The following is a 20,695-nucleotide window of genomic DNA, read 5'->3' on the forward strand; positions in this document are numbered from 1 at the left end:
CTATTAAAGTTGTCTGTTCGTATATATATAAATTGTAGTAAATTTGTGACATGAATATCCAGATAGTAATAATAGCGATACTATTTGCAGCGGCAGTTTTTTACGTTGGCAGACTTATTTATAAAAACCTGTTCACTAAAAAGAGCTGTGGCGGCAACTGCAAATGCGGTGTCGATTTTTCGGCTATTGAGCCAGGCAAATCAGGCAAATAAATATACCATTTATATACTTAAAGAGTAAAATTCTATTTTATTTAAAAAACTTCAATGTCCAATAAACAGGTTTTCCAAACTGATACCCCGAGTAGATGGATCCGTTTTAAATGGCTCAGCCGTGTTATCATAATTGTTTTGGTGGCCAGCGTAGTAGCAGCAGCAATAACGATAACATCAAAACAATATCCAAGTTTACCAAACTTAAACCCGGCTCCTAAAAAACTAACAAAGGAAGAGCTTGACCAGTTAAAAAGGTCAAAAAAATTCAAGGATTTTAAAATTGATAAAAGCCAGATCCAAAAGCTGGCCATAGCTCGTCATTTACACCAGTTAAAGCGCCCCAATAATAAAGACCGAATAAACGCAGCATTTTACAGACCTTGGGAAGCCCAGGCTTATAATTCTTTAGTTGAACACATTGGCAAACTGGATATGATTGTGAGTGAAGGCTTTTTCATAAAGCCTAAAACCGATACCATTGTTGCCAATATTGACACGGGGCTCATCAATCTTAATAAAAAATATAAAAAGCCTGTTTTAATGACGTTGTCTAACTACGTCAACATTAATAATGCGAGTGGCGGGTATGACAGTAAAGACGTTGAAAGAATTATAAAAGACAAAAAACTTAGGGTTGGCTTTATACAAAGTATTGTACGGCAATTACAAAAATATAAATTCCAGGGTGTTAACCTTGATTTTGACGAGATAAAAGACCGCAACAGCAAAAATTATATTGCATTTGAAAATGATCTTTACGCAATCTTACATCCTGCCGGCCTTTTAGTAACGCAAAACGTGATTCCGGATGATGAACAATTTAACCTGGAACGCCTTCAGCATGTAAATGACTTTTTGTTCGTGATGGCTATTGATCAGCATAATGAAAACAGCAACGCGGGCGATCTTTCAAACCAGCATTGGGTTGAAAAAATACTGGACGATGTTTGTTCCCGCATTCCGAGTGAAAAAGTAATATTGACGGTGGCAGGCGGGGCTTATGACTGGCCGGAGAGCAGTGTAGGAAAAGCGATGGGATACCAACAGGCGATAAGCATTGCGCAGGAGAACAGCAGCAAGATCATCTTCGATCCGATGTCGGCAAACCTGCATTACACCTATCTTGACGCCGATAGCCTGGATCACACTGTGTATTTTACTGATGCCGCTACCAACTTCAACATTATCCGCCAGGCTGATGACTGGGCTACCGGTGGGGTTGCCTTATGGCGATTAGGATCTGAAGACCCCCGGTTATGGACATTCTTTCAAAAGAACCTATCGACCGACTCCCTGAAAAAAACAGGGATAGACGTTAAGCGTTTAACCTCCGTAGGTTTAAATAACAAGATAAATTATGACGGCGACGGGGAAGTGCTTGACTTGATAACTACGCCAACACCCGGACAAATTGATGTGCGGATGGATACAACAAATTTTGTTATAACCAACCAAAACTATATTAAGTTGCCAACCAAATATGTAATAAAAAAATATGGTTACGCGCCCGGTAAAATTGTTTTAACATTTGATGATGGCCCCGACCCTGATTTTACCCCCCGCATACTGGATATTTTAAGGCGCGAACATGTACCTGCAGCTTTTTTTGTTGTAGGATCAATGGCTGAAAAGAATATCCCTATTCTTCGCCGGGAATTTGAAGAAGGTTACGAAATTGGGAATCATACTTTTTTTCATCCGGATATCTCTACTGTTAGCATATCAAGAGTAAACCTTGAGCTGAATGCTACACGTAAGTTGATTGAATCAGTAACGGGCAGAAGTACCATACTATTCAGGCCTCCTTTTAATGCAGATGCCGAGCCGCAAACATTGGCTGAAGTTATTCCGGTAGCGGAAAGCCGCAAGCAAAGCTATATTAATATTGGCGAATCAATTGATCCCTGGGACTGGCAGCCGGGTGTAACAGCCGACAGTATTATTGCGCGTACCATAAGGCAGAAAGATAATGGATCCATGCTGCTGCTGCACGATGCAGGCGGCGATACCCGCGAAGAAACTGTTAAGGCTTTACCGGAGATCATTCATTTTTTCAAAAGTCACGGCTATAAGTTTACTACTATAGCGGATGTTTTGGGTAAAACCAAGGATGACCTGATGCCGCCCATAAAAGATGATGCAAATTCGGGTGTATTGGGTTCATTGTACAACCTGCTTATCCAATTTTATTTTTATGGTAACTGGTTCTTGCTGTACCTGTTTCTTTCAGCTATTTTCCTTGCCGTGGGCCGGGTAGTACTGATCGGTATATTGGCGGTAAGGCAATATACCGAGGATAAAAAAATAAATCGGGCTGTTGCTGATATAACAACCCTGCCACCGGTAAGCATAATTGTTCCGGGCTATAATGAGGAAGTTACTGCGATAACAACTATCCAAAGCCTGCTGAAAACAAACTATAATATATTTGAAATAATTTTTGTTGATGATGGGTCTAAGGATAAAACCTTTGAAATGGTTAATGAGACTTATGGCGGGCACCCTTTAGTAAAAGTATTAACAAAGCCCAATGGCGGCAAGGCCTCAGCGTTAAACTTTGGCATAAGCCATGCGCAATATGAATTTGTAGTGTGTATTGATGCAGATACCCAGCTAAAAAATGACGCCATATATCATTTAATGACCTATTTTACTGATGACGAAATTGGTGCAGTTGCCGGTACAGTAAAGGTCGGCAACGAAAATAACATGATTACCCGCTGGCAGTCGATAGAGTATATTACATCCCAGAATATGGACCGCCGTGCCTTTGACCTTATCAACAGTATCACTGTGGTGCCGGGTGCTATAGGCGCGTTTCGCAAGTCGGCCATATCTACGGCGGGCGGATTTACGTATGATACCCTCGCTGAAGACTGCGACCTTACTATGCGCATTTTAAAGCAGGGATACATCGTTAAAAACTGCGCGGAAGCAATTGCCTACACAGAGGCGCCTGAAACGCTTAATGGCTTGCTAAAGCAGCGTTTCCGCTGGAGCTTTGGCGTAATACAAAGTTTTTGGAAAAACAAAGACGCACTCTTTAATAAAAAATACAAATATTTCGGGATGGTGGGGATGCCTAACATACTCCTTTTCCAGATAGTTTTACCGCTGTTTTCGCCATTGGCCGACCTGATGATGATCTTTGGATTATTTAGTGATAAGCCAGGCAAGATCCTGATCTTTTATGTTGCTTTTGTAGTGATAGATTTCTTAGTAGCCATTATTGCTTTCCGGATGGAAAAAGAAGATTACAAAAAGCTGGTTTACATTATTCCCCAACGGTTTATATGGCGCCAGTTGATGTACTACGTCCTTTTCAAATCTATCCGTAAAGCACTAAAAGGCGAACTTAGCGGGTGGGGTGCATTAAAACGTACCGGGAGTGTAATTATTAAGAAGGACGTTCCCGTGGAGCATTAAAGGCTGTACATCAAAAGTAAAAATATCCCCATTTTAATCACAGGCCTGAGCAGGCATTGTAAATTTGAAGTTCTGGCAAAGACAAGTACGTTTTATCCTAGTTTGTTGATTTGGCAAACGCCACTACTATTTTTTTGTCGCAATTACTTACGCGAAAAAAAAGTACAAATAACTGTTATTCCGCCTAATAGCAGAAATAGGCCTACGGTTAATGTTTCTCTATAAGACATACCGCATAAGCAACAATACCTTCTTCGCGGCCAATAAAGCCTAACTGCTCATTGGTGGTGGCTTTAATTGAGATATCATCAGCATCAATCCCGGCCGTTTCGGCAATATTAGCCTGCATAACAGGGATATGCGGGTTTATTTTTGGAGCTTCGAGGCATACCATTGCATCAATATTGTTTACTTCCCAACCCTTTTCCCTTAATAGTTTCATCACATGCTGCAGCAGTATCAGGCTGCTTATCCCCTTCCACCTGTCATCCTTATTTGAAAAATGATAACCGATATCGCGGAGGTTTGCAGCCCCCAGCAATGCATCACAAATAGCGTGTAATAAAACATCTGCATCTGAATGGCCAAAGGCCCCGGCATGGTGATCGAGGTTAACGCCGCCTAAAACAAATGGATGCTGTTCTTTTAACTGATGCACATCAAAACCAAATCCTACCCTAATCTTCCCCATTATCTTTTGCGCGCATTTTTATCGCCGCCAAAGCTTGCCGACAGGGTAAAACGTAAAGTGTTGGCTAAAGGGCTGTTTTGCTGGCTTGCGGCAAGGTATGAAAAATCAAAAGTGTAGCTTTCGTATTTTAAACCAATCCCGGCGGTTAAGTAATGTGCCCCACCTTTGTTGGCATTTTGATAAAAATATCCTGCTCTTACCGCAAACAGCTGGTTATACCAATATTCAAAACCAGGAGATATGGTAATTTCCTGTAATTCTTCATGAAAACCTCCGGGCGCGTCAGCAAACGAGCCAAAGATTCCTGCGGGCACAGATACATTGTCGTCTTTACCCTTAATAATATTGCCATCGGCATCCCTTATTGGTGGGGTTGGCACCAAAAGTTTATTTAAATCAACAGTAATTGTTATTTGATTATAATCATCGAGATTGATGGTATTGGCTACTCCCAATTTCAAGTTAGCCGGCAAAAAATATTTGGGCCCTGCATCGCTATAACTGATCTTGGTGCCTATGTTTGATATGTTTGCACCGAAGGCAAAAACACCATCGGTACCAAATTCCTGCATCGGTTGATTATAATATAATGATACCCCGGCAGACAATGCATTACCTGCTTTAGCCTGCTGGCCAGCACCCGTTGCAAAGTAGGCGTTTGATAAATTGGAGTGCACAAATCCGGCAGTTAAACCTAATGAAAGTGTTTCACCAAACTTGCGGGCGAAGGATGTACTTACAAAAAATTCGTTAGGCGTATAGGTGCCCTGGTTATTCTGGTTATTATCCGTAAGCTGAATGGTGCCGTAGTTAAAGTAGCGAAGCGAAGCACCAATTGTATTACGGTCATCTATTTTATGAGCGTAACTTAAATAGGATAAGCTGATATCCGGCACAAGTTGCCGCAGCCAGGGGCTATACGATAAAGAAACATTATCATTATTTTCCAAATAAGCCAGTTTAGCCGGGTTCCAGTAATTGGCATTCACATCGGGCGTTAAGGCTACGCCGGCGTCACCCATTGCACCGGAACGCGAATCAGGCGTAATATTTAAAAAAGGCACCGCAGTTGGAATGGCGGTTGAGTAGTTTGAACCATTGGTGCTGGTTCCCGAGCTTTGCGATAGCGCAACCCCCGGGAGTAAAACCGAAGTACAAATAATAATGGCTTTGCTGTATAAAAACTTCATCTGCTAAATTCACCCTTTTATTTAAGGTAATAAATATATGCTAAATGATGCCTATTACGTATAAGTATCTAAATTAGTTTTCCACCGAAATATTTATTGATATTGTAACCAGTAACGCAGGTTCTTCGTTTAACAGCTTATAAAGTTTTAATTTCTTTTAAAGAATAGGGGCAATTAATTAGCATTTCAGGCAAAATGTTTTAAATTTACCCTTTATATTAACTGTAAGAACATGAAAGTACTCTTTACTAAAACTGCAATTATACTGTTGGGCGCAGGCGCGATGTTGAGCAGCTGCAGTAAACATCAGCAATCTGAAAAAACCGGAATGGCCTATAACGACAAAACAAATGGTGGTTATGAGCGATTCAGGCAAACACACCCCTCGCCAGGCCCCGGGCTTATCCCAATTGAAGGCGGTACTTTTGTGGTGGGTGGAAGTGCAGATCAGGATGTTACTTATGATTATAATAATGTACGGCGCCGGGTAACTATTCCTTCTTTTTACATGGATGAGACTGAAGTTGCCAACCAGGACTGGCTGGACTACCTTCACTGGATAAGCATTACCTATCCGCAGGATCGTGAATTGTATTACAATGCACTTCCCGACACATTGGTTTGGCGCAAACCCCTATCCTATAATGAGCCCTATGTTGATAACTATTTAAGACACCCTGCCTTCCAGGACTACCCTGTGGTAGGTGTTACCTGGGACCAGGCACAGGATTATTGCCAGTGGAGAACTGACCGAACCAACGAAAATATTTTACGTGAGCGCGGAAACCTGGTAGCATGGAAAGATCTTGGAGGCACAGGAAAAGGTAAAAATGCAACCCCTGCACCTGCCAATAAAGAACCATTTAATACTGATGTATATTTGAACGGCCAGATAAGAGGTGCCGGAGTTGATGGTAAAAAAATGCTGCCCGACCTTAGCCCTAATGCAAAACCTGCAGCGGGCGCAAACGGAAAAGGCGGCGGCAAATCTGTAAGGCCCGTGCGTTTGGAAGATGGTATTTTGAAACAAGGCTACCGTTTACCATCTGAAGCTGAATGGGAATATGCCGCTTTAGCTTTGATAGGCAATACCCAGTTTGAAAACATTGACGATGGTAAAGTATATCCATGGAACGGCTTAGGCGTTAGGTCTGCAAAAAGATCAACCCGTGGTATGATACTGGCCAACTTTAAACGCGGCGCCGGTGATAATGCCGGTGTTGGCGGATACCTGAATGATAAGGCTGATATTACCGCACCGGTTAGAGGATTTCCGCCAAATGATTTTGGCTTATATAATATGGCCGGAAACGTGAATGAGTGGGTACAGGACACCTATCGCCAAACTTCATTTGAAGAGTTTGATGATTTTAACCCTTTCCGCGGTAATGAGTTTACTAATAAGCGTCTTGCCGATGCTACAAAAGGGCTTTATGCTAAAGATAAATATGGCCGCCCTATCAAGGACCCGTCAAAGTCAAACAAAAAGATGAAATATAGTGAGTTGGTTGCAATGCAGCAGGCACAAGGTACAGGAGGAACAGATCCGAATGCAGCACCTGGTGCAACAGTTCCCGGAGCTGCTCCTTCTACCACAGCTTCTGCCGCACCTGGCGCAAAGAATGACCTGGCAGGCAAACCTTATAACGCAGATTACAGGGGTTATAACGACACCGTGAACACTGTATTATATGGAAAAACCACGCTGGTGAACGACCATTCCAAAGTATATAAAGGCGGATCATGGAATGATATGGCTTTTTGGTTAAACCCGGCAACACGCCGTTTTATGAACGAGGATGATGCAAGCGCCGAGGTTGGCTTCCGTTGCGCTATGACTTTGGTTGGCGCACCTGAGATCCATCCGGAAGGCAAACCACACTACAGCATTAAAAAGCCAAAGCCGTATAAGGCAACAAGGTAATTTAAGAAGGAACTATATAAAAAAAATGCGCTTCTAAACGGAGCGCATTTTTTTTATATAGTAATTTGAATACCAATCAGAAAAGTAATAACACCTGTCCTTTTTCTACTTTATCTCCTGGTTTTATTTTAACAGTTTTAACTACCGCATCGGCACCTGCTTTGATGATGTTCTCCATTTTCATCGCCTCAAGCACAAACAAATTATCTCCCTTTTTAATTTCCGTGCCTTCGTTAACAAATACTTTTAATACCATCCCGGGCATAGGGGCTTTCACCTCGCTAATTTGGGCGGCGTTTAGGTTGCTTAATCCCAATTGGTCAAGCAGTATATCGAACTGATCTTTTGAAGCAAGGATATAAGTGTTATTATTTACTTTAATTTCCGCAGTCTTCTCAGCTTCACTAAAGCTTACCACTTCAACATTGTAGGATTTAAGTTCATTGATGACATGAAATGACAAAGGATTCAGTTGCCGGATATCAGCCACAATCTTTCCGCCATTTATAAATACCTCATCCCCTTTCTTTTCTATATCGTAGTTGTATTTACGGTTAGCTTTTACCTTGAGCATATTGCTTTTTATTTGGGAGGATAAGATAGGAGATTATTTATAAAAAACCATAAGTGAGCGACACTTTGCCCAATGAGAAGGGAGCTATTGGGTTAATACATACTGGATCATGTTGGCGCCCATTTTAAGAGCCTTTACGCGATTTTCCTGTGTGTCATTAGCGTAGGTGCCATAATCTTCCCATCCGTTGCCTAAATCGCATTCATAGGTATAAAAGCAAACCAGCCTGCCTTTGTAAATCAACCCGAAACCCTGGGCTCTTTTTCCATCGTGTTCGTGTATTTTTGGCAAGCCATTAGGGAAAGGGAACTTTTGATGATATATGGGGTGATTAAGCGGCAACTCTACAAAATCAAGCTCGGGGAAAACCTTTTTCATTTGCGGGCGGATAAATTGATCGAGCCCGTAGTTATCATCGATATGTAAAAAGCCACCACCGGTTAAGTACTTCCTTAGGTTGCGCACATCCTGGTCTGAAAAAATAATATTCCCATGGCCGGTCATAAAAATAAAAGGGTAATTAAAGATTTCCGCGCTGCCGGCTTCAACCACTTCGTCTTCCTGCTGAAAATTGGTTTTTAAATTATCATTGCAGAATTTGATGAGGTTGGGTAAGGCTGTGCGATCGCCATACCAATCGCCGCCGCCATTGTATTTAAGCTTCGCCATTTTGTAGGTAGGCACGTTAAAACTGCTGATGGTTACCAGCAACATAAGTGAAACGGCCAGTTTAACAACCTTTTTCATATTTACTTTTAATACTAATTTGCAACTCCTTTCGATCACCCCAGCCTATTTAAAAAATTAACCTCAAAACAAGCTTCCAACGCGGCCGTCTCTGTTCTTAACCTACTTTCACCTAATGTTATGGCTTTAAAATTATTATTTAAAGCTTCGTTAATTTCAGCAGGCGTAAAATCTCCTTCCGGGCCTATTAATATCAAATAACTGCCGTTAGCTGATAACCCGCTTTTGAGACTCATTTTTTCGCCTTTATCACAATGGGCAATAAACTTCTGTCCGTTAAATGGCTTTGCTAACAACTGGTTAAAGGTAACCGGTTCGTTCAAGATCGGGTGGTATGCTTTTATAGATTGTTTTATTGCTGATGTGATTATTTTGTTAAGCCGCTCCACCTTCGCCTCCTTACGTTCCGAACGCTGGCAGATAAATAGCGAAACCTCATCTATTCCTATCTCGGTAGCCTTTTCTAAAAACCACTCGGTACGCTCTATATTTTTGGTGGGGGCAATGGCTATATGCAAATAATGATTACGCTTATTAAATTCCGGGATAACCGAGTTTATTTGAAGAATGGTTCTTTTGGGATGGGCATCTAAAATACTGGCAGCGTAAAGGCCGCCCCTTCCGTCAACCAATTTTACCACATCGCCTTTCTCAAGCCGCATCACCCTAATGGCATGCTTGCTTTCCTCCTCGTTAAGAAAATATTGCGGATGCGTGGGATTGATATCTGGTGTGTAAAAAAGCTGCATGGGTGAAAGCTAAAGCCGAACGTATAAAGCTGAAAGCAATAATCAACAATGATTGTTATATTTCAAAGGCCCCTTTAATGTAAATCTACAGTATCTTCTTCATTTATCAACAATTCAAGCTTAACAGCCTCAATATATTGGTCAGACTTTTTAAGTACCGTGATGTTATACCCGTTTGATTCCTTTTGTTCGCCCACGTCGGGGATCTTTCCAAAGATATCTCCCAACCAGCCGGATACAGTATCAAAGTCGCCATCTTCGGGCAAATCATGCGGCAGATACTCGTTTACATCATATATGGGCGCAAGTGCATTCACAATAAACTCTCTATCGTTTACCTTTTCAACAATTGGCTTTTCTTCATCGTACTCATCCTGGATCTCACCCACCAATTCTTCAACGATATCTTCCAGAGTAACCATTCCTGCCGTACCGCCAAACTCATCAGATACAATGGCTATCTGGATGCGCTTTTGCTGCAGCTCCGCCATCAAATCGTTGATCTTTTTAGTTTCGGGAATAAAGTATGGCTTCCGAATAATGTTCTTTAAAACAATTTCCTCATTACGAGCAAGCAAAGGCAAAATATCCTTGGCGTGCACAATACCTACTATCTTATCAATAACGTCATCATAAACAGGCATGCGCGAATAACCTTCAGTAATGATTATCTGAACCAGCTCATGCTGCTCGGTATTAATGTCAACACCCGAGATCTTTGTACGGGGCACCATTATATTTTTAACTACGCGTTCGTTAAAATCAAATACGTTTTGGATCAGTTCGTGCTCGTTTGAATCCAAAGCCCCGGTTTCCTTGCCCTGTTCCAGCAAATATTGCAGCTCTTCTGAACTGTGGTGTGCTTCTCCCTGTACGGGGTTTATACCAATAGCCCTTAGAATTAAATTGGATAAATAATTTAAAACCGAAATAATTGGCCTGAATATAATAAAGAACACCCGTAAAGGTGCCGAAACAGCCAATGCTGTACGCATCGACCGTTGTATTGCTAAAGTTTTAGGAGCAAGTTCACCGAAAATTATACTTATAAAAGTTATAAATACAAATGCAAGCACATGGCTTAGATTGATAATGAGGTGCGACGTTATTTCGAAGCCGCAAAGCTTAAATAAGTATAAAACAACATTGGTAAATACGCCTTCGCCTATTACACCCAGCGCTAAAGAGGCTATGGTGATCCCCAATTGTGTTGCAGCAAGGTAACCATCAAGGTTTCCCATAATACTGCGCGTAAGCTTTGCTATTTTGCTGCCGGATTTAGCTTTAAGCTCAATCTGCGAACCGCGAACTCTTACCATAGCAAATTCAGCAGCTACAAAAAAGCCGTTAAGCAACACCAGGAAAAAGGTAAGTAATATATATAAACCGTTTATGTCAGACTCGGGGCCCATATATTAATTATTGGTACACTGGAAAAGTAGACTTATACAATTCCAAACTCTCATTTATAACTTTATGCGCATACCGCACACCAAGTAAATGTTCAATGGTTACATTTTTATCTTCAAGCTTTTTGTAGTCTTTAAAAAAGCGGACGATCTCAGTCATTGCATGTGGCGGCAATTCAGCAAGGTCATTGATGTAATTTACCGACATATCATTCTTAGCTACCGCTATGATTTTATCATCCTGCTCGCCATTGTCAACCATGTGCATAACGCCAACTACCTTAGCTTCTATTATTGACATTGGGAAAACATCAATAGAGCAAAGGACAAGAATATCAAGCGGATCATGGTCATCACAATAGGTTTGAGGGATGAAACCATAATTTGCAGGATACATAACCGACGAAAACAAAACACGGTCGAGCTTTAATAGTCCAGACTCTTTATCAATTTCATATTTAGCCTTTGAACCTTTTGGAATTTCAATAATAGCGTTAACAATTTCAGGAACATTATCACCAGGTGAGAGCTGGTGCCATGGATGTAGTGTACTCATTTATTTATTTTATTTTAACTCTTTAACACGTCGCTTGTTGGTTACAACTTGTCTTATAAAAGTAATAACAAGCGGAATTGTTGTAATTATTATCAAACCAATAATAATATACTCCATATAATCCTTTATCTGCGGATACTTTCTTCCCAGGAAATACCCTGCTAAAGTAAAGGTACATACCCAGCCAAAGCTGCCGATAATGTTATAAAAAGTAAATTTTCGCAGGTCAACTTTAACAACACCTGCAAAGATAGGTGCAAAAGTTCTAATTATTGGGAAAAATCTACCTAAAACCAATGCCATACCTCCATATTTTAGGTAAAAGTCTTCGGCAAGCTTAACATAACGTTGTTTAAAAAAGATAGAATTGCTTTTACTGAACAGTTTGGGCCCAGCCCGGTAACCAAACCAGTAACCTGTATAATTACCTAAAACACCGGCTGCTATAAGCGATAAAACAAGTGTATAGATGGATACATTGAGCTTTCCGGCAGAGCATAACAGGCCAGACATGAACAGGAGATAGTCGCCCGGTAAAAAAAAACCAAAAAACAGGCCGGTTTCTGCAAATACAACAATAAGCAAAAAGTAAAAACCTAAGCTTATGATGGATTGAGCATCCGTTAAAGTTTGAAGATGATCCCAAAAATTGTCCATTTACTATATCGTAAAGTTACGAATATTAAACGACATTTGTAATTCGCATGTTACAAAGCTCCTTCTGAATACAGATTGTATTTCAGATCAGCAGTTGCTGATGAACTGTTCCGGAAGACACAAGTTGATCAAAAAAAAGATATCCATTGCGAAATAATGATTTCACAATGGATACAATTTTCTTTCGAACTATTTAAAACGGATTATAAACTCCCTTTTAACGGCTTAAATTAACTGTGAAACAAAGGCAGGATAAATACCGATAACGATGGTTACTATAGCAGAAAAACCAAGCACCAATTTATAGTAAACAGGGATATTAAGCTCAGTACGTTCGGCATCACGAAAATACATAGCCACAATTACCCTGAAGTAGTAGAAAATACTGATGATAGCATTTACAACTGCTAACACAACCAGCCAAACATGGTATTGACTTAACGCAGATGAGAACATATAGAACTTACCGATAAACCCTGCGGTCAACGGGATTCCCGCTAATGAAAGCATAGCTATCGTTAATACCAGAGCAAGAAATGGATTCTTTTTTGCAAGGCCATTAAAGCTCTCAAAGTTATCGCTGCCCGATTGTTGCCGCACCAATATCAACGCCCCAAATGCGATAATTGATGCAATTGAATAAGCTGTCGCATAAACCAACACAGAGCTTGCAGAGCTAGCGCCTAAACCTACTATAGCGAACAAAAGGTAACCTGCATGTGAAATACTGGAGAAGGCTAACATACGTTTAAAGCTTTGCTGATAAAGCGCCGTTATATTGCCTATAAACAATGTTACAATGGTGATTACGAGTAGTACCGGCACCCAAAAGTCTGACAGCGGTGCAAAGCATGAGGAGAACAGCCGCAAAAATGCAGCGAAGCCTGCTGTTTTTACTACGGTTGACATAAATGCGGTAATCAACGTTGGCGAGCCTTCGTAAACGTCTGGTGTCCAGAAATGAAAAGGCGCTGCGCCAACTTTAAAGCAAAGCCCGCAGATGATAAGCAGCACGCCGGTATAAAACATTGGTGTTATATCGTTAGCATGTGGATGATCTAACACCCAGTTACGGATAACCTCAAGACTAAATGAGCCTGACGCTCCATAAATAAGGGCTATCCCGAACAAGAGAATGCCTGTTGAAAAGGCGCCCATCAGGAAATATTTTAAAGCAGCTTCGTTTGATGCGAAATCACTCTTTTTGATACCTGCCAGGATGTATAAGCTTACCGACATGATTTCGATCCCGATAAACAACATAGTTAAGTTATAGAAAGAAACCATAACGATGATACCTGCAAGCGAGAAAAGAATAATAGCATAGTATTCGGCAACATGGCTGCTGATCCGCTCAAAATAACCCCTTGATAAAAATATAATCAGGATAGTTGATATAATGGTAAGAGCTGAAAATGCTATGGAAAAATTATCAAACAACATCATGTTGTGATAAATGGGCACAGCGCTGCTGTTCCATTGTGAAAACGCAAACCCCAAAGCAGCCAGCAAACCTGCTATAGCAACCGGCAACAGAGCTTTCTGAGCTTTGTACAGGCCTAAATACAAAAGCACTAACGGTAAAACTGATATGATAATTAAAGTACTCATTATTTTAGTTGCGGAAATTTAGGGTTCACTACATTAAACAAGTGGGTTACCGATGCCTCGGAGATATGAAGAAGCGGCTGCGGATAAACCCCCATAATTATAATTAAAGCGCAAATGATAGAAAGCACCAGCGTTTCTGAACCGCTTATGTCCGTAAACCTAGCAGTAAGCTCATTGGTTGGGCCGTACATCACCTTTTTGTACATGCGCAGCATATAAACGGCGCCAAATATCATAGTTAAGCCGGCGGCGCTAACCATCCAGATGTTCCATTGGAAAACGCTGCTGAGTAATAAAAACTCGCCTACAAACCCGTTGGTTAATGGCAGGGCCACTGTACCAAGCACTATAATTAAAAACGCGATTGAAAATTTTGGTGCATTTTTTGCAATACCGCCTAAATCGCTGATGGTCCTGGTTCCTAAACGCCTGCTGATGATATCCCAGATAAAAAACATCCCGATAACGTTGATACCGTGACTCAGCATCTGGATCATAGCGCCCTGTAAGCCTTCTATCGTCCATACAAAGATACCTGCCGCTATAAGGCCAACGTGCGCTATTGATGAGTAAGCAACCAATCGCTTACCATCGTTTTGTTTAAATGCAATTATAGAGGCATAACCAATACCTATAACAGCTAACATAATACACATGCTTTGCCACTCAAAAAAGCCAAGGGGCGCATTTGGGATCATCCAGCGGATAACGCCGTAAATACCCATTTTAAGCATAATCCCTGACAGCAGCATGCTACCAGCTGATGGCGCCTCGGTATAAGTATCGGGTTGCCAGGTATGCAATGGAAACAAAGGCATTTTAATAGCGAAGGCAAGGAAGAATGCCCAGAACACATACACCTGCTGATGTGCATCGAGCCCTAATTTATAAAACTCAAAAATATCGTAGGTTTTTGCAGGTGTATGCAGGTAAAGGTAAATGATACCCAGCAGCATAAACAAAGAACCTGAAAAAGTGTAGATGAAAAATTTCAGTGTGATCCGAATGCGGTTTTCGCCGCCCCATAATGAACAGATAAAGTAAATAGGGATTAGCGCAGCTTCCCACCCTACATAAAATAAAAACCCGTCTAACGCAGTGAATACTACCAGCAAGCCGGCCTGCATAAATAAGATCAAAGCATAAAATGCACCGGCATTTTTATACTCATGTTTATAGGTTGATAAAATAATCAGGGGCACTAGTACGGTTGTCAATAACACCATCATCATGCTGATACCATCAATACCTGCCGTAAAGTAAATACCTAATTTAGGGATCCAGGGTAAATCAACACCAAACTGAACATTGGCGTTAGGTACGAAACCTGACAAGAAAAACAGCGCTATCGCCAGCTCGGCAACAGCAAAAGTTAACGCCGCATGTTTAGCTGCACCGTTTTTAAACAATAAAACAGCAAGGGCCGCAATTACCGGTAAAAAAATTAAAATACTAACCGTCATTTTATGTTGTAAACGCTAATCGTTCTTTATGCTTTAATTAAAATATACATTAATATAGAGATGATACCTGCTACCATCATAAATATGTAGAACCCAACATTACCAGTTTGCAGCAAACGCAAGCCTTTGCTGGCTTCAATTGATCCTTTACCTAAGCCATTAACAAAACCGTCAATCCCCATCTTGTCAACCACTTTATAGAAGAACACTGATAATGCATCAAGCGGCTTGCGAATGATAGCATCATATAACTCATCTATATAAAACTTGTGGTAAGAGATATCAACCAGCGCCGGGCGTTCCTCGGTATCCTTAACAGGCACGTGCGCATTTTTGATATATTTAACGTATGCATACAATATAGCCAGCAATGCTGCACCAACAGATATGCACATTAAGGTAATTTCTGTACTTTTTGATAATTCAGGCGTTACCAGCAGTAAGGTCGATTTTTGGAAAACCGGTGCCAGGAAATGTTCCAGCCAGTGATGTCCGCCCAATACTTCAGGAACGCCGATAAAGCCCCCAACGATCGAAAGTATCGCCAATATTACCAGCGGGATTGTCATTGATGATGGAGACTCATGTAAATGATGTTCCTGTTCATGCGTACCGCGAAACTTACCAAAAAAGGTAAGGTACATCATCCGGAACATATAAAAAGCAGTGAACATGGCAGTGATAACACCTATAATATACATAGGAGTGCTGTGCATAAAAGTATGAGCTAAAATTTCGTCTTTTGAAAAGAAACCTGCAAAAGGCGGGATTCCTGAAATAGCCAGCGTACCAATCATCATTGTGATGAAAGTAATTTTAAGCTTACCGCTTAAACCACCCATGTTACGCATATCCTGTTCACCGCTTACCGCGTGAATTACAGAACCTGCACCCAGGAATAACAAAGCTTTAAAAAATGCGTGCGTTAAAACGTGGAAGAACGCCCCGGTGTAAGCACCAACGCCTAAACCTAAAAACATATATCCCAACTGTGATACGGTTGAGTACGCAAGTACCTTTTTTATATCTGTTTGTGTTAACGCGATAAGTGCTGCTATAACTGCTGTTGTTAAGCCAACAACCGCTATAATGTGCATGGTAACCGGCGCAAGGGTAAACAAGATGTTAGAACGGGCTATCATGTAAACGCCGGCGGTAACCATTGTTGCAGCATGAATAAGCGCGGATACCGGTGTGGGGCCTGCCATCGCATCCGGCAACCAGGTAAATAACGGCAACTGTGCCGATTTACCTACCGCACCCACAAACAACAGGATGGTGATTATTGTATATGGAGCAGCAGCATATTCCTTAGTTCCGGCAAGCTTAAAAATGTCGGCAAAGTTGGCGCTTCCAAATATGATCATGATAATAAATATGGCAATGATGAAACCAAGATCGCCGATACGGTTCATAATGAATGCTTTTTTTGCTGCATCGGCATAATCAGGGTTGGTGTACCAGAAACCGATCAGTAAGTATGAGCAAAGCCCTACACCTTCCCAGCCAATGAACATAATAAGGTAATTTGACCCCATTACCAGCAAAAGCATAAAGAAAATAAACAGGTTAAGATAAGCAAAGAATTTACCGTATCCGGCATCCTCTTTCATATAACCTGCTGAATAAACGTGAATTAGAAAGCCAACGCCAGTTATAATCAACAGCATTAATGAGCTTAGCTGATCAACCAGGAATGAAAATGAGATTTTCACGTTGCCTGCTGAGAACCAGTTGAAGATATCTGCATTGATGGGTTTGCCGGTTGCATTAACCTGTAAAAACAAACCTACGCTTAAACCGAAAGAAAGCAATACCATTAAACTGCCAATAAAGCCGATAACAGCTTTTGGCAATGTATTACGGCCAATGCCGTTAATAATAAAACCGGCTAACGGTAAAACAGGAATAAGCCAGATGTATTTGTCCATAGTATAATGCTCAGCCCCCTAACTCCCTAAAGGAAGAATGGGGTGTTTTTATTTTTTAGTTTTATTTAAACCCGAAATCGAAAATCCGACTTCAGAGATTCTCTTACCACTTTAACCTGTTCAGTACGTTAATATCCACCGAGTTTGTATTACGATAGATCATTACAATAATGGCCAAACCGACCGCTACTTCAGCTGCAGCCAGCGCCATAATAAAAAACACGAAAACCTGTCCTGTTGCATCGCCTCTGTAAACAGAAAAAGCAGTTAAAAGCAGGTTTACGGAATTCAGCATCAGCTCAACCGACATGAAGATCACGATAGCATTGCGGCGGATCAATACACCGATAACCCCTATCGAAAAAATGACAGAACATAGCAAAATGTAGTGATTAAGCGGCACGCCCTGTATAGTATTTGTTAGTGTTTCCATCAGGCAGTTTTGGGGTCTTTAGTTGCCAGTAAAACCGCGCCCACCATTGCTGACAACAGCAATATCGACGAAACTTCAAATGGCAGCAAATATTCGTTAAACAGTATTTTTCCTAAGTTCTTTACTAAACCCAAGTTAGAGTTAGTTAATACTACGGGGTGCGAACCGCCCCATGCTTTTAAAGCAGCAACGATAGTAATTAAAAAACAGGCGCCTCCAATAAATCCTGCTATTTTAACCAGGTTTGACTTGCGCGGTTCTGACTCTTTATTCAGGTTGATGAGCATTAGCGTATATAGAAACAACACCAGGATAGCACCCATATACACTATAAAATTAACTATAGCCAAAAACTGGGCATTCATTAAAATGTAGTGAATGGTAAAAGTAAAAAATGTGAGTATAAGGTATAAAATACTATGTACAGGATTTTTTGCAGTAATTACCAGTATTGAAAAAAATACAGACAGAAATGCGATGAAGTAAAATGTACTCATGGTTTATATTTCAAAATACCTTTACCCATTTTAAAAGAGCTGGGCAAAGGTATAAAACTTCTTTATTGATTTAAGGGAGCTTCTACTAATTTGTCTTTACCGTAAATAAAATCTTTCCTTAAATAATCAGCCGGCACAATATCGCCATCTAAATATATGGCTTCCTTAGGGCAGGCTTCTTCACAAAGGCCACAAAAAATGCAACGCAGCATATTTATTTCATAAACGGCAGCATATTTTTCTTCGCGATATAAGTGCTCCTCACCTTTCTGGCGTTCAGCAGCAATCATGGTGATCGCTTCCGCAGGGCATGATAACGCGCAAAGGCCACATGCGGTGCAGCGTTCTTTACCGTTTTCGTCGCGTTTAAGCGAGTGCATCCCGCGGAAATTTTCAGAAAACTCCCGTTTTTCTTCAGGATAGCTAATTGTTACGGGCTTTCTGAAAAAGTGTTTCATGGTAATTGCAAGGCCCTGTGCAATGGCAGGCAGGTAGGCACGCTCCAAAAAATTGAGCGGCTTTGATTCAATTACTTTACGTCTATTACTTAACGATTCCATCGGTATCCCTTTATTTGATAAATGTAATCCAAACTCCTGTAACAATTATATTGGCTATAGCCAGTGGTATCAAAATCTTCCAGCCGAGGTCCATCAACTGATCATAACGGAAACGCGGAATAGTCCAGCGCACCCACATAAAGAAGAAGATAAATAAAAACACCTTGGCAAACATTACCACTACCCCTAGCAACGGAGCGATGGTTGGCCCTGTGTGTGCAAGCACCCAATCCATACCCGGGTAGTTATAACCACCCCAATACAGGGTAGCCATCACTGCCGACGAAATAAACATGTTGATGTACTCCGCAAAAAGGTAAAAACCCAATTTCATAGAAGAGTACTCGGTATGATACCCTCCCACCAGTTCCGTTTCGCACTCAGGCAAATCAAAAGGCGTACGGTTAGTTTCGGCAAAGGCGCATATGATGAATAACAGGAAGCCTACCGGCTGGTAGAGCACATTCCAGTGCCACCCGTGCTGCTGTTCTGCAATTTCTTTCAGGCTTAACGTGCCGGTTACCATCAATAAAGCGATGATAGAAAGGCCCATTGAAATTTCATAACTGATATTCTGTGATGCTGCGCGGATAGCGCCCAACAGTGAATATTTGTTGTTTGATGCCCAGCCGCCTATCATTACGCCATACACACCTAAGGACACTACGCCAAAAATATAAAGTATCCCCACATTAATATCAGTAACCTGCAATGGCACAACGTGCGTACCGATAATAATGGTTTGACCCCAAGGGATAACTGCCGAGCCTATACAGGCGGTAAGAATAGCCAGCGATGGCCCCGCTATGAATAAGAAAGGACTGGCATTGGTTGGGATAATCTCTTCTTTTAAAAACATTTTGCCACCATCTGCAAGTGGTTGTAAAATACCCCACGGCCCGGCGCGGTTAGGGCCTATCCTGTCCTGGAAAAAAGCCGCAATTTTGCGTTCAGCATAGGTGGAATACATGGCAATAACCAGGCTGATCAAAAATATAATTATTATCAGTGCAAATTTAATTGCTATGTCTGCTAGTCCCATTATAAGCGTGTATCTCGTTCAAATTGTTCTTTATTGGCTTCCATTAGTACCGGGTTGGTTTTAACCACGGGCAATGGCTTAAATTCGTAATGATTGGAGCTGATTACTGAATGATGCGAAATTTTACGCGGCCCTTCAATTACCCAATCAGAAGTTTGTTTTTTATCAAAACGGCAGGTATTACATATAAATTCCTCTACCTCGCCATATTTGTCCTTACGTGCCGTAACACGTAACACTTCCTCGCCTTTGTACCATAGCGTTACCTTGCCATTACATTTTTCGTGGTCGCAATCACGGTGTGCATCAACAGGCTTGGTAAACCAAACGCGATTTTTAAAACGGAAAGTTTTATCAGTTAATGCCCCTACCGGGCATACATCAATTACATTCCCTGAAAAATCATTATCAACAGCAGCGGTTATGTATGTGGATATCTCTGAGTGATCTCCCCTGTTCAGGATGCCATGAATGCGATGATCTGTGATCTGATCTGCTGTAAAAACACAGCGATAACACAGGATACAGCGGGTCATGTGCAGCTGGATCTTATCGCCAATATCTATTTTTTCGAATGTACGGCGGTCAAATTCATAACGGGTTTTGGCTGCGCCGTGCTCATAGCCAAGATTTTGCAGATCGCATTCGCCAGCCTGGTCGCAAACAGGGCAATCAAGCGGGTGGTTAAGTAACAGGATCTCTACAATACCTTTACGTGCCTCAATAACTTCGGGCGAGGTTATATTTTGCACCTCCATGCCATCCATTACTGTAGTACGGCATGATGCTACCAGCTTTGGCATAGGGCGCGGATCTTTTTCAGACCCTTTGCTTACCTTAACCAAACAAGTACGGCATTTACCGCCACTACCTTCCAGTTTTGAATAATAGCACATAGCAGGCGGAACAATATCGCCCCCTATCTGCCTTGCGGCATTCAGGATAGTTGTTCCCGGTTCTACTTCAACGGGGATTCCGTCTATGGTTACTTTAACTGACATTCTATATTAGTCAAATATT

General features: G+C 41.3%; 19 protein-coding genes. 3 read left to right on the top strand and 16 right to left on the bottom strand.

The features are described from left to right. The first annotated feature begins 50 nt into the window (after positions 1–50). Together MuYL_RS19515 and MuYL_RS19520 are read left to right on the top strand one after the other, a co-directional pair. Complete coding sequence (locus MuYL_RS19515) at positions 51–212, top strand: FeoB-associated Cys-rich membrane protein (RefSeq protein WP_094572153.1); 162 nt, start codon at positions 51–53, stop codon at positions 210–212. Between the two features lie 54 nt (positions 213–266). Continuing rightward, a complete protein-coding gene (locus MuYL_RS19520) occupies positions 267–3,641 on the top strand; it encodes a glycosyltransferase (RefSeq protein WP_094572154.1) in 3,375 nt (1,124 codons plus the stop codon). Positions 3,642–3,849: 208 nt separating this feature from the next. On the opposite strand, the gene ispF is transcribed toward MuYL_RS19520, so the two are convergent. Both ispF and porV read right to left on the bottom strand, forming a co-directional pair. Beyond that, positions 3,850–4,332, bottom strand: coding sequence for a 2-C-methyl-D-erythritol 2,4-cyclodiphosphate synthase (gene ispF, locus MuYL_RS19525; RefSeq protein ID WP_094572155.1), 483 nt, complete (start codon positions 4,330–4,332; stop codon positions 3,850–3,852). After that, positions 4,332–5,522, bottom strand: a complete 1,191-nt coding sequence (gene porV / locus MuYL_RS19530) for a type IX secretion system outer membrane channel protein PorV (protein WP_094572156.1) — start codon at positions 5,520–5,522, stop codon at positions 4,332–4,334. Before porV ends, ispF begins: the two co-directional genes overlap by 1 nt. Before the next feature lie 232 nt (positions 5,523–5,754). Between porV and MuYL_RS19535 the strand changes: the two genes are divergently transcribed. After that, the gene (locus tag MuYL_RS19535; RefSeq protein ID WP_094572157.1) at positions 5,755–7,446 is read left to right on the top strand and encodes an SUMF1/EgtB/PvdO family nonheme iron enzyme; all 1,692 of its coding nucleotides are present in this window, start codon (positions 5,755–5,757) and stop codon (positions 7,444–7,446) included. Between the two features lie 76 nt (positions 7,447–7,522). On the opposite strand, the gene MuYL_RS19540 is transcribed toward MuYL_RS19535, so the two are convergent. The 14 genes from MuYL_RS19540 to MuYL_RS19605 form a co-directional block, all read right to left on the bottom strand. Then, positions 7,523–8,020, bottom strand: coding sequence for a biotin/lipoyl-containing protein (locus tag MuYL_RS19540; RefSeq protein ID WP_094572158.1), 498 nt, complete (start codon positions 8,018–8,020; stop codon positions 7,523–7,525). A gap of 84 nt (positions 8,021–8,104) precedes the next feature. Continuing rightward, complete coding sequence (locus MuYL_RS19545) at positions 8,105–8,767, bottom strand: DUF4159 domain-containing protein (protein ID WP_094572159.1); 663 nt, start codon at positions 8,765–8,767, stop codon at positions 8,105–8,107. Between the two features lie 35 nt (positions 8,768–8,802). Further along, positions 8,803–9,516: a 16S rRNA (uracil(1498)-N(3))-methyltransferase gene (locus tag MuYL_RS19550; protein ID WP_094572160.1), complete on the bottom strand. Its 714-nt coding sequence runs from the start codon at positions 9,514–9,516 to the stop codon at positions 8,803–8,805. Positions 9,517–9,590: 74 nt separating this feature from the next. Next, positions 9,591–10,928 (bottom strand): hemolysin family protein, encoded by a 1,338-nt coding sequence (locus MuYL_RS19555; RefSeq protein ID WP_094572161.1) that lies wholly within the window; start codon positions 10,926–10,928, stop codon positions 9,591–9,593. A gap of 7 nt (positions 10,929–10,935) precedes the next feature. Beyond that, positions 10,936–11,481, bottom strand: a complete 546-nt coding sequence (locus tag MuYL_RS19560) for an inorganic diphosphatase (RefSeq protein ID WP_094572162.1) — start codon at positions 11,479–11,481, stop codon at positions 10,936–10,938. Between the two features lie 9 nt (positions 11,482–11,490). Beyond that, positions 11,491–12,138: a DedA family protein gene (locus tag MuYL_RS19565; RefSeq protein WP_094572163.1), complete on the bottom strand. Its 648-nt coding sequence runs from the start codon at positions 12,136–12,138 to the stop codon at positions 11,491–11,493. 225 nt (positions 12,139–12,363) lie between these two features. Continuing rightward, positions 12,364–13,749: an NADH-quinone oxidoreductase subunit N gene (locus tag MuYL_RS19570; protein ID WP_094572164.1), complete on the bottom strand. Its 1,386-nt coding sequence runs from the start codon at positions 13,747–13,749 to the stop codon at positions 12,364–12,366. Next, a complete protein-coding gene (locus MuYL_RS19575) occupies positions 13,749–15,212 on the bottom strand; it encodes a complex I subunit 4 family protein (RefSeq protein ID WP_094572165.1) in 1,464 nt (487 codons plus the stop codon). The genes MuYL_RS19570 and MuYL_RS19575 overlap by 1 nt, the downstream gene beginning before the upstream one ends. Positions 15,213–15,238: 26 nt before the next feature. Beyond that, positions 15,239–17,143, bottom strand: a complete 1,905-nt coding sequence (gene nuoL, locus MuYL_RS19580; RefSeq protein WP_094572166.1) for an NADH-quinone oxidoreductase subunit L — start codon at positions 17,141–17,143, stop codon at positions 15,239–15,241. A 103-nt stretch (positions 17,144–17,246) separates the two neighbouring features. Then, complete coding sequence (gene nuoK / locus MuYL_RS19585; RefSeq protein ID WP_094572167.1) at positions 17,247–17,576, bottom strand: NADH-quinone oxidoreductase subunit NuoK; 330 nt, start codon at positions 17,574–17,576, stop codon at positions 17,247–17,249. Next, positions 17,576–18,073, bottom strand: a complete 498-nt coding sequence (locus tag MuYL_RS19590) for an NADH-quinone oxidoreductase subunit J family protein (RefSeq protein WP_094572168.1) — start codon at positions 18,071–18,073, stop codon at positions 17,576–17,578. The genes nuoK and MuYL_RS19590 overlap by 1 nt, the downstream gene beginning before the upstream one ends. Positions 18,074–18,135: 62 nt before the next feature. After that, positions 18,136–18,633 carry a NuoI/complex I 23 kDa subunit family protein gene (locus tag MuYL_RS19595; RefSeq protein WP_094572169.1) on the bottom strand — a complete coding sequence of 166 codons (498 nt, stop codon included), beginning with the start codon at positions 18,631–18,633 and terminating at the stop codon, positions 18,136–18,138. Positions 18,634–18,643: 10 nt separating this feature from the next. Continuing rightward, complete coding sequence (gene nuoH / locus MuYL_RS19600; protein WP_094572170.1) at positions 18,644–19,675, bottom strand: NADH-quinone oxidoreductase subunit NuoH; 1,032 nt, start codon at positions 19,673–19,675, stop codon at positions 18,644–18,646. Beyond that, on the bottom strand, positions 19,675–20,676 hold the full coding sequence (locus MuYL_RS19605) for a 2Fe-2S iron-sulfur cluster-binding protein (RefSeq protein ID WP_094572171.1): 1,002 nt from the start codon (positions 20,674–20,676) through the stop codon (positions 19,675–19,677). The genes nuoH and MuYL_RS19605 overlap by 1 nt, the downstream gene beginning before the upstream one ends. Positions 20,677–20,695 lie beyond the last annotated feature (19 nt).

This window comes from Mucilaginibacter xinganensis, from assembly GCF_002257585.1.
Taxonomy (GTDB): Bacteria; Bacteroidota; Bacteroidia; order Sphingobacteriales; family Sphingobacteriaceae; genus Mucilaginibacter; species Mucilaginibacter xinganensis.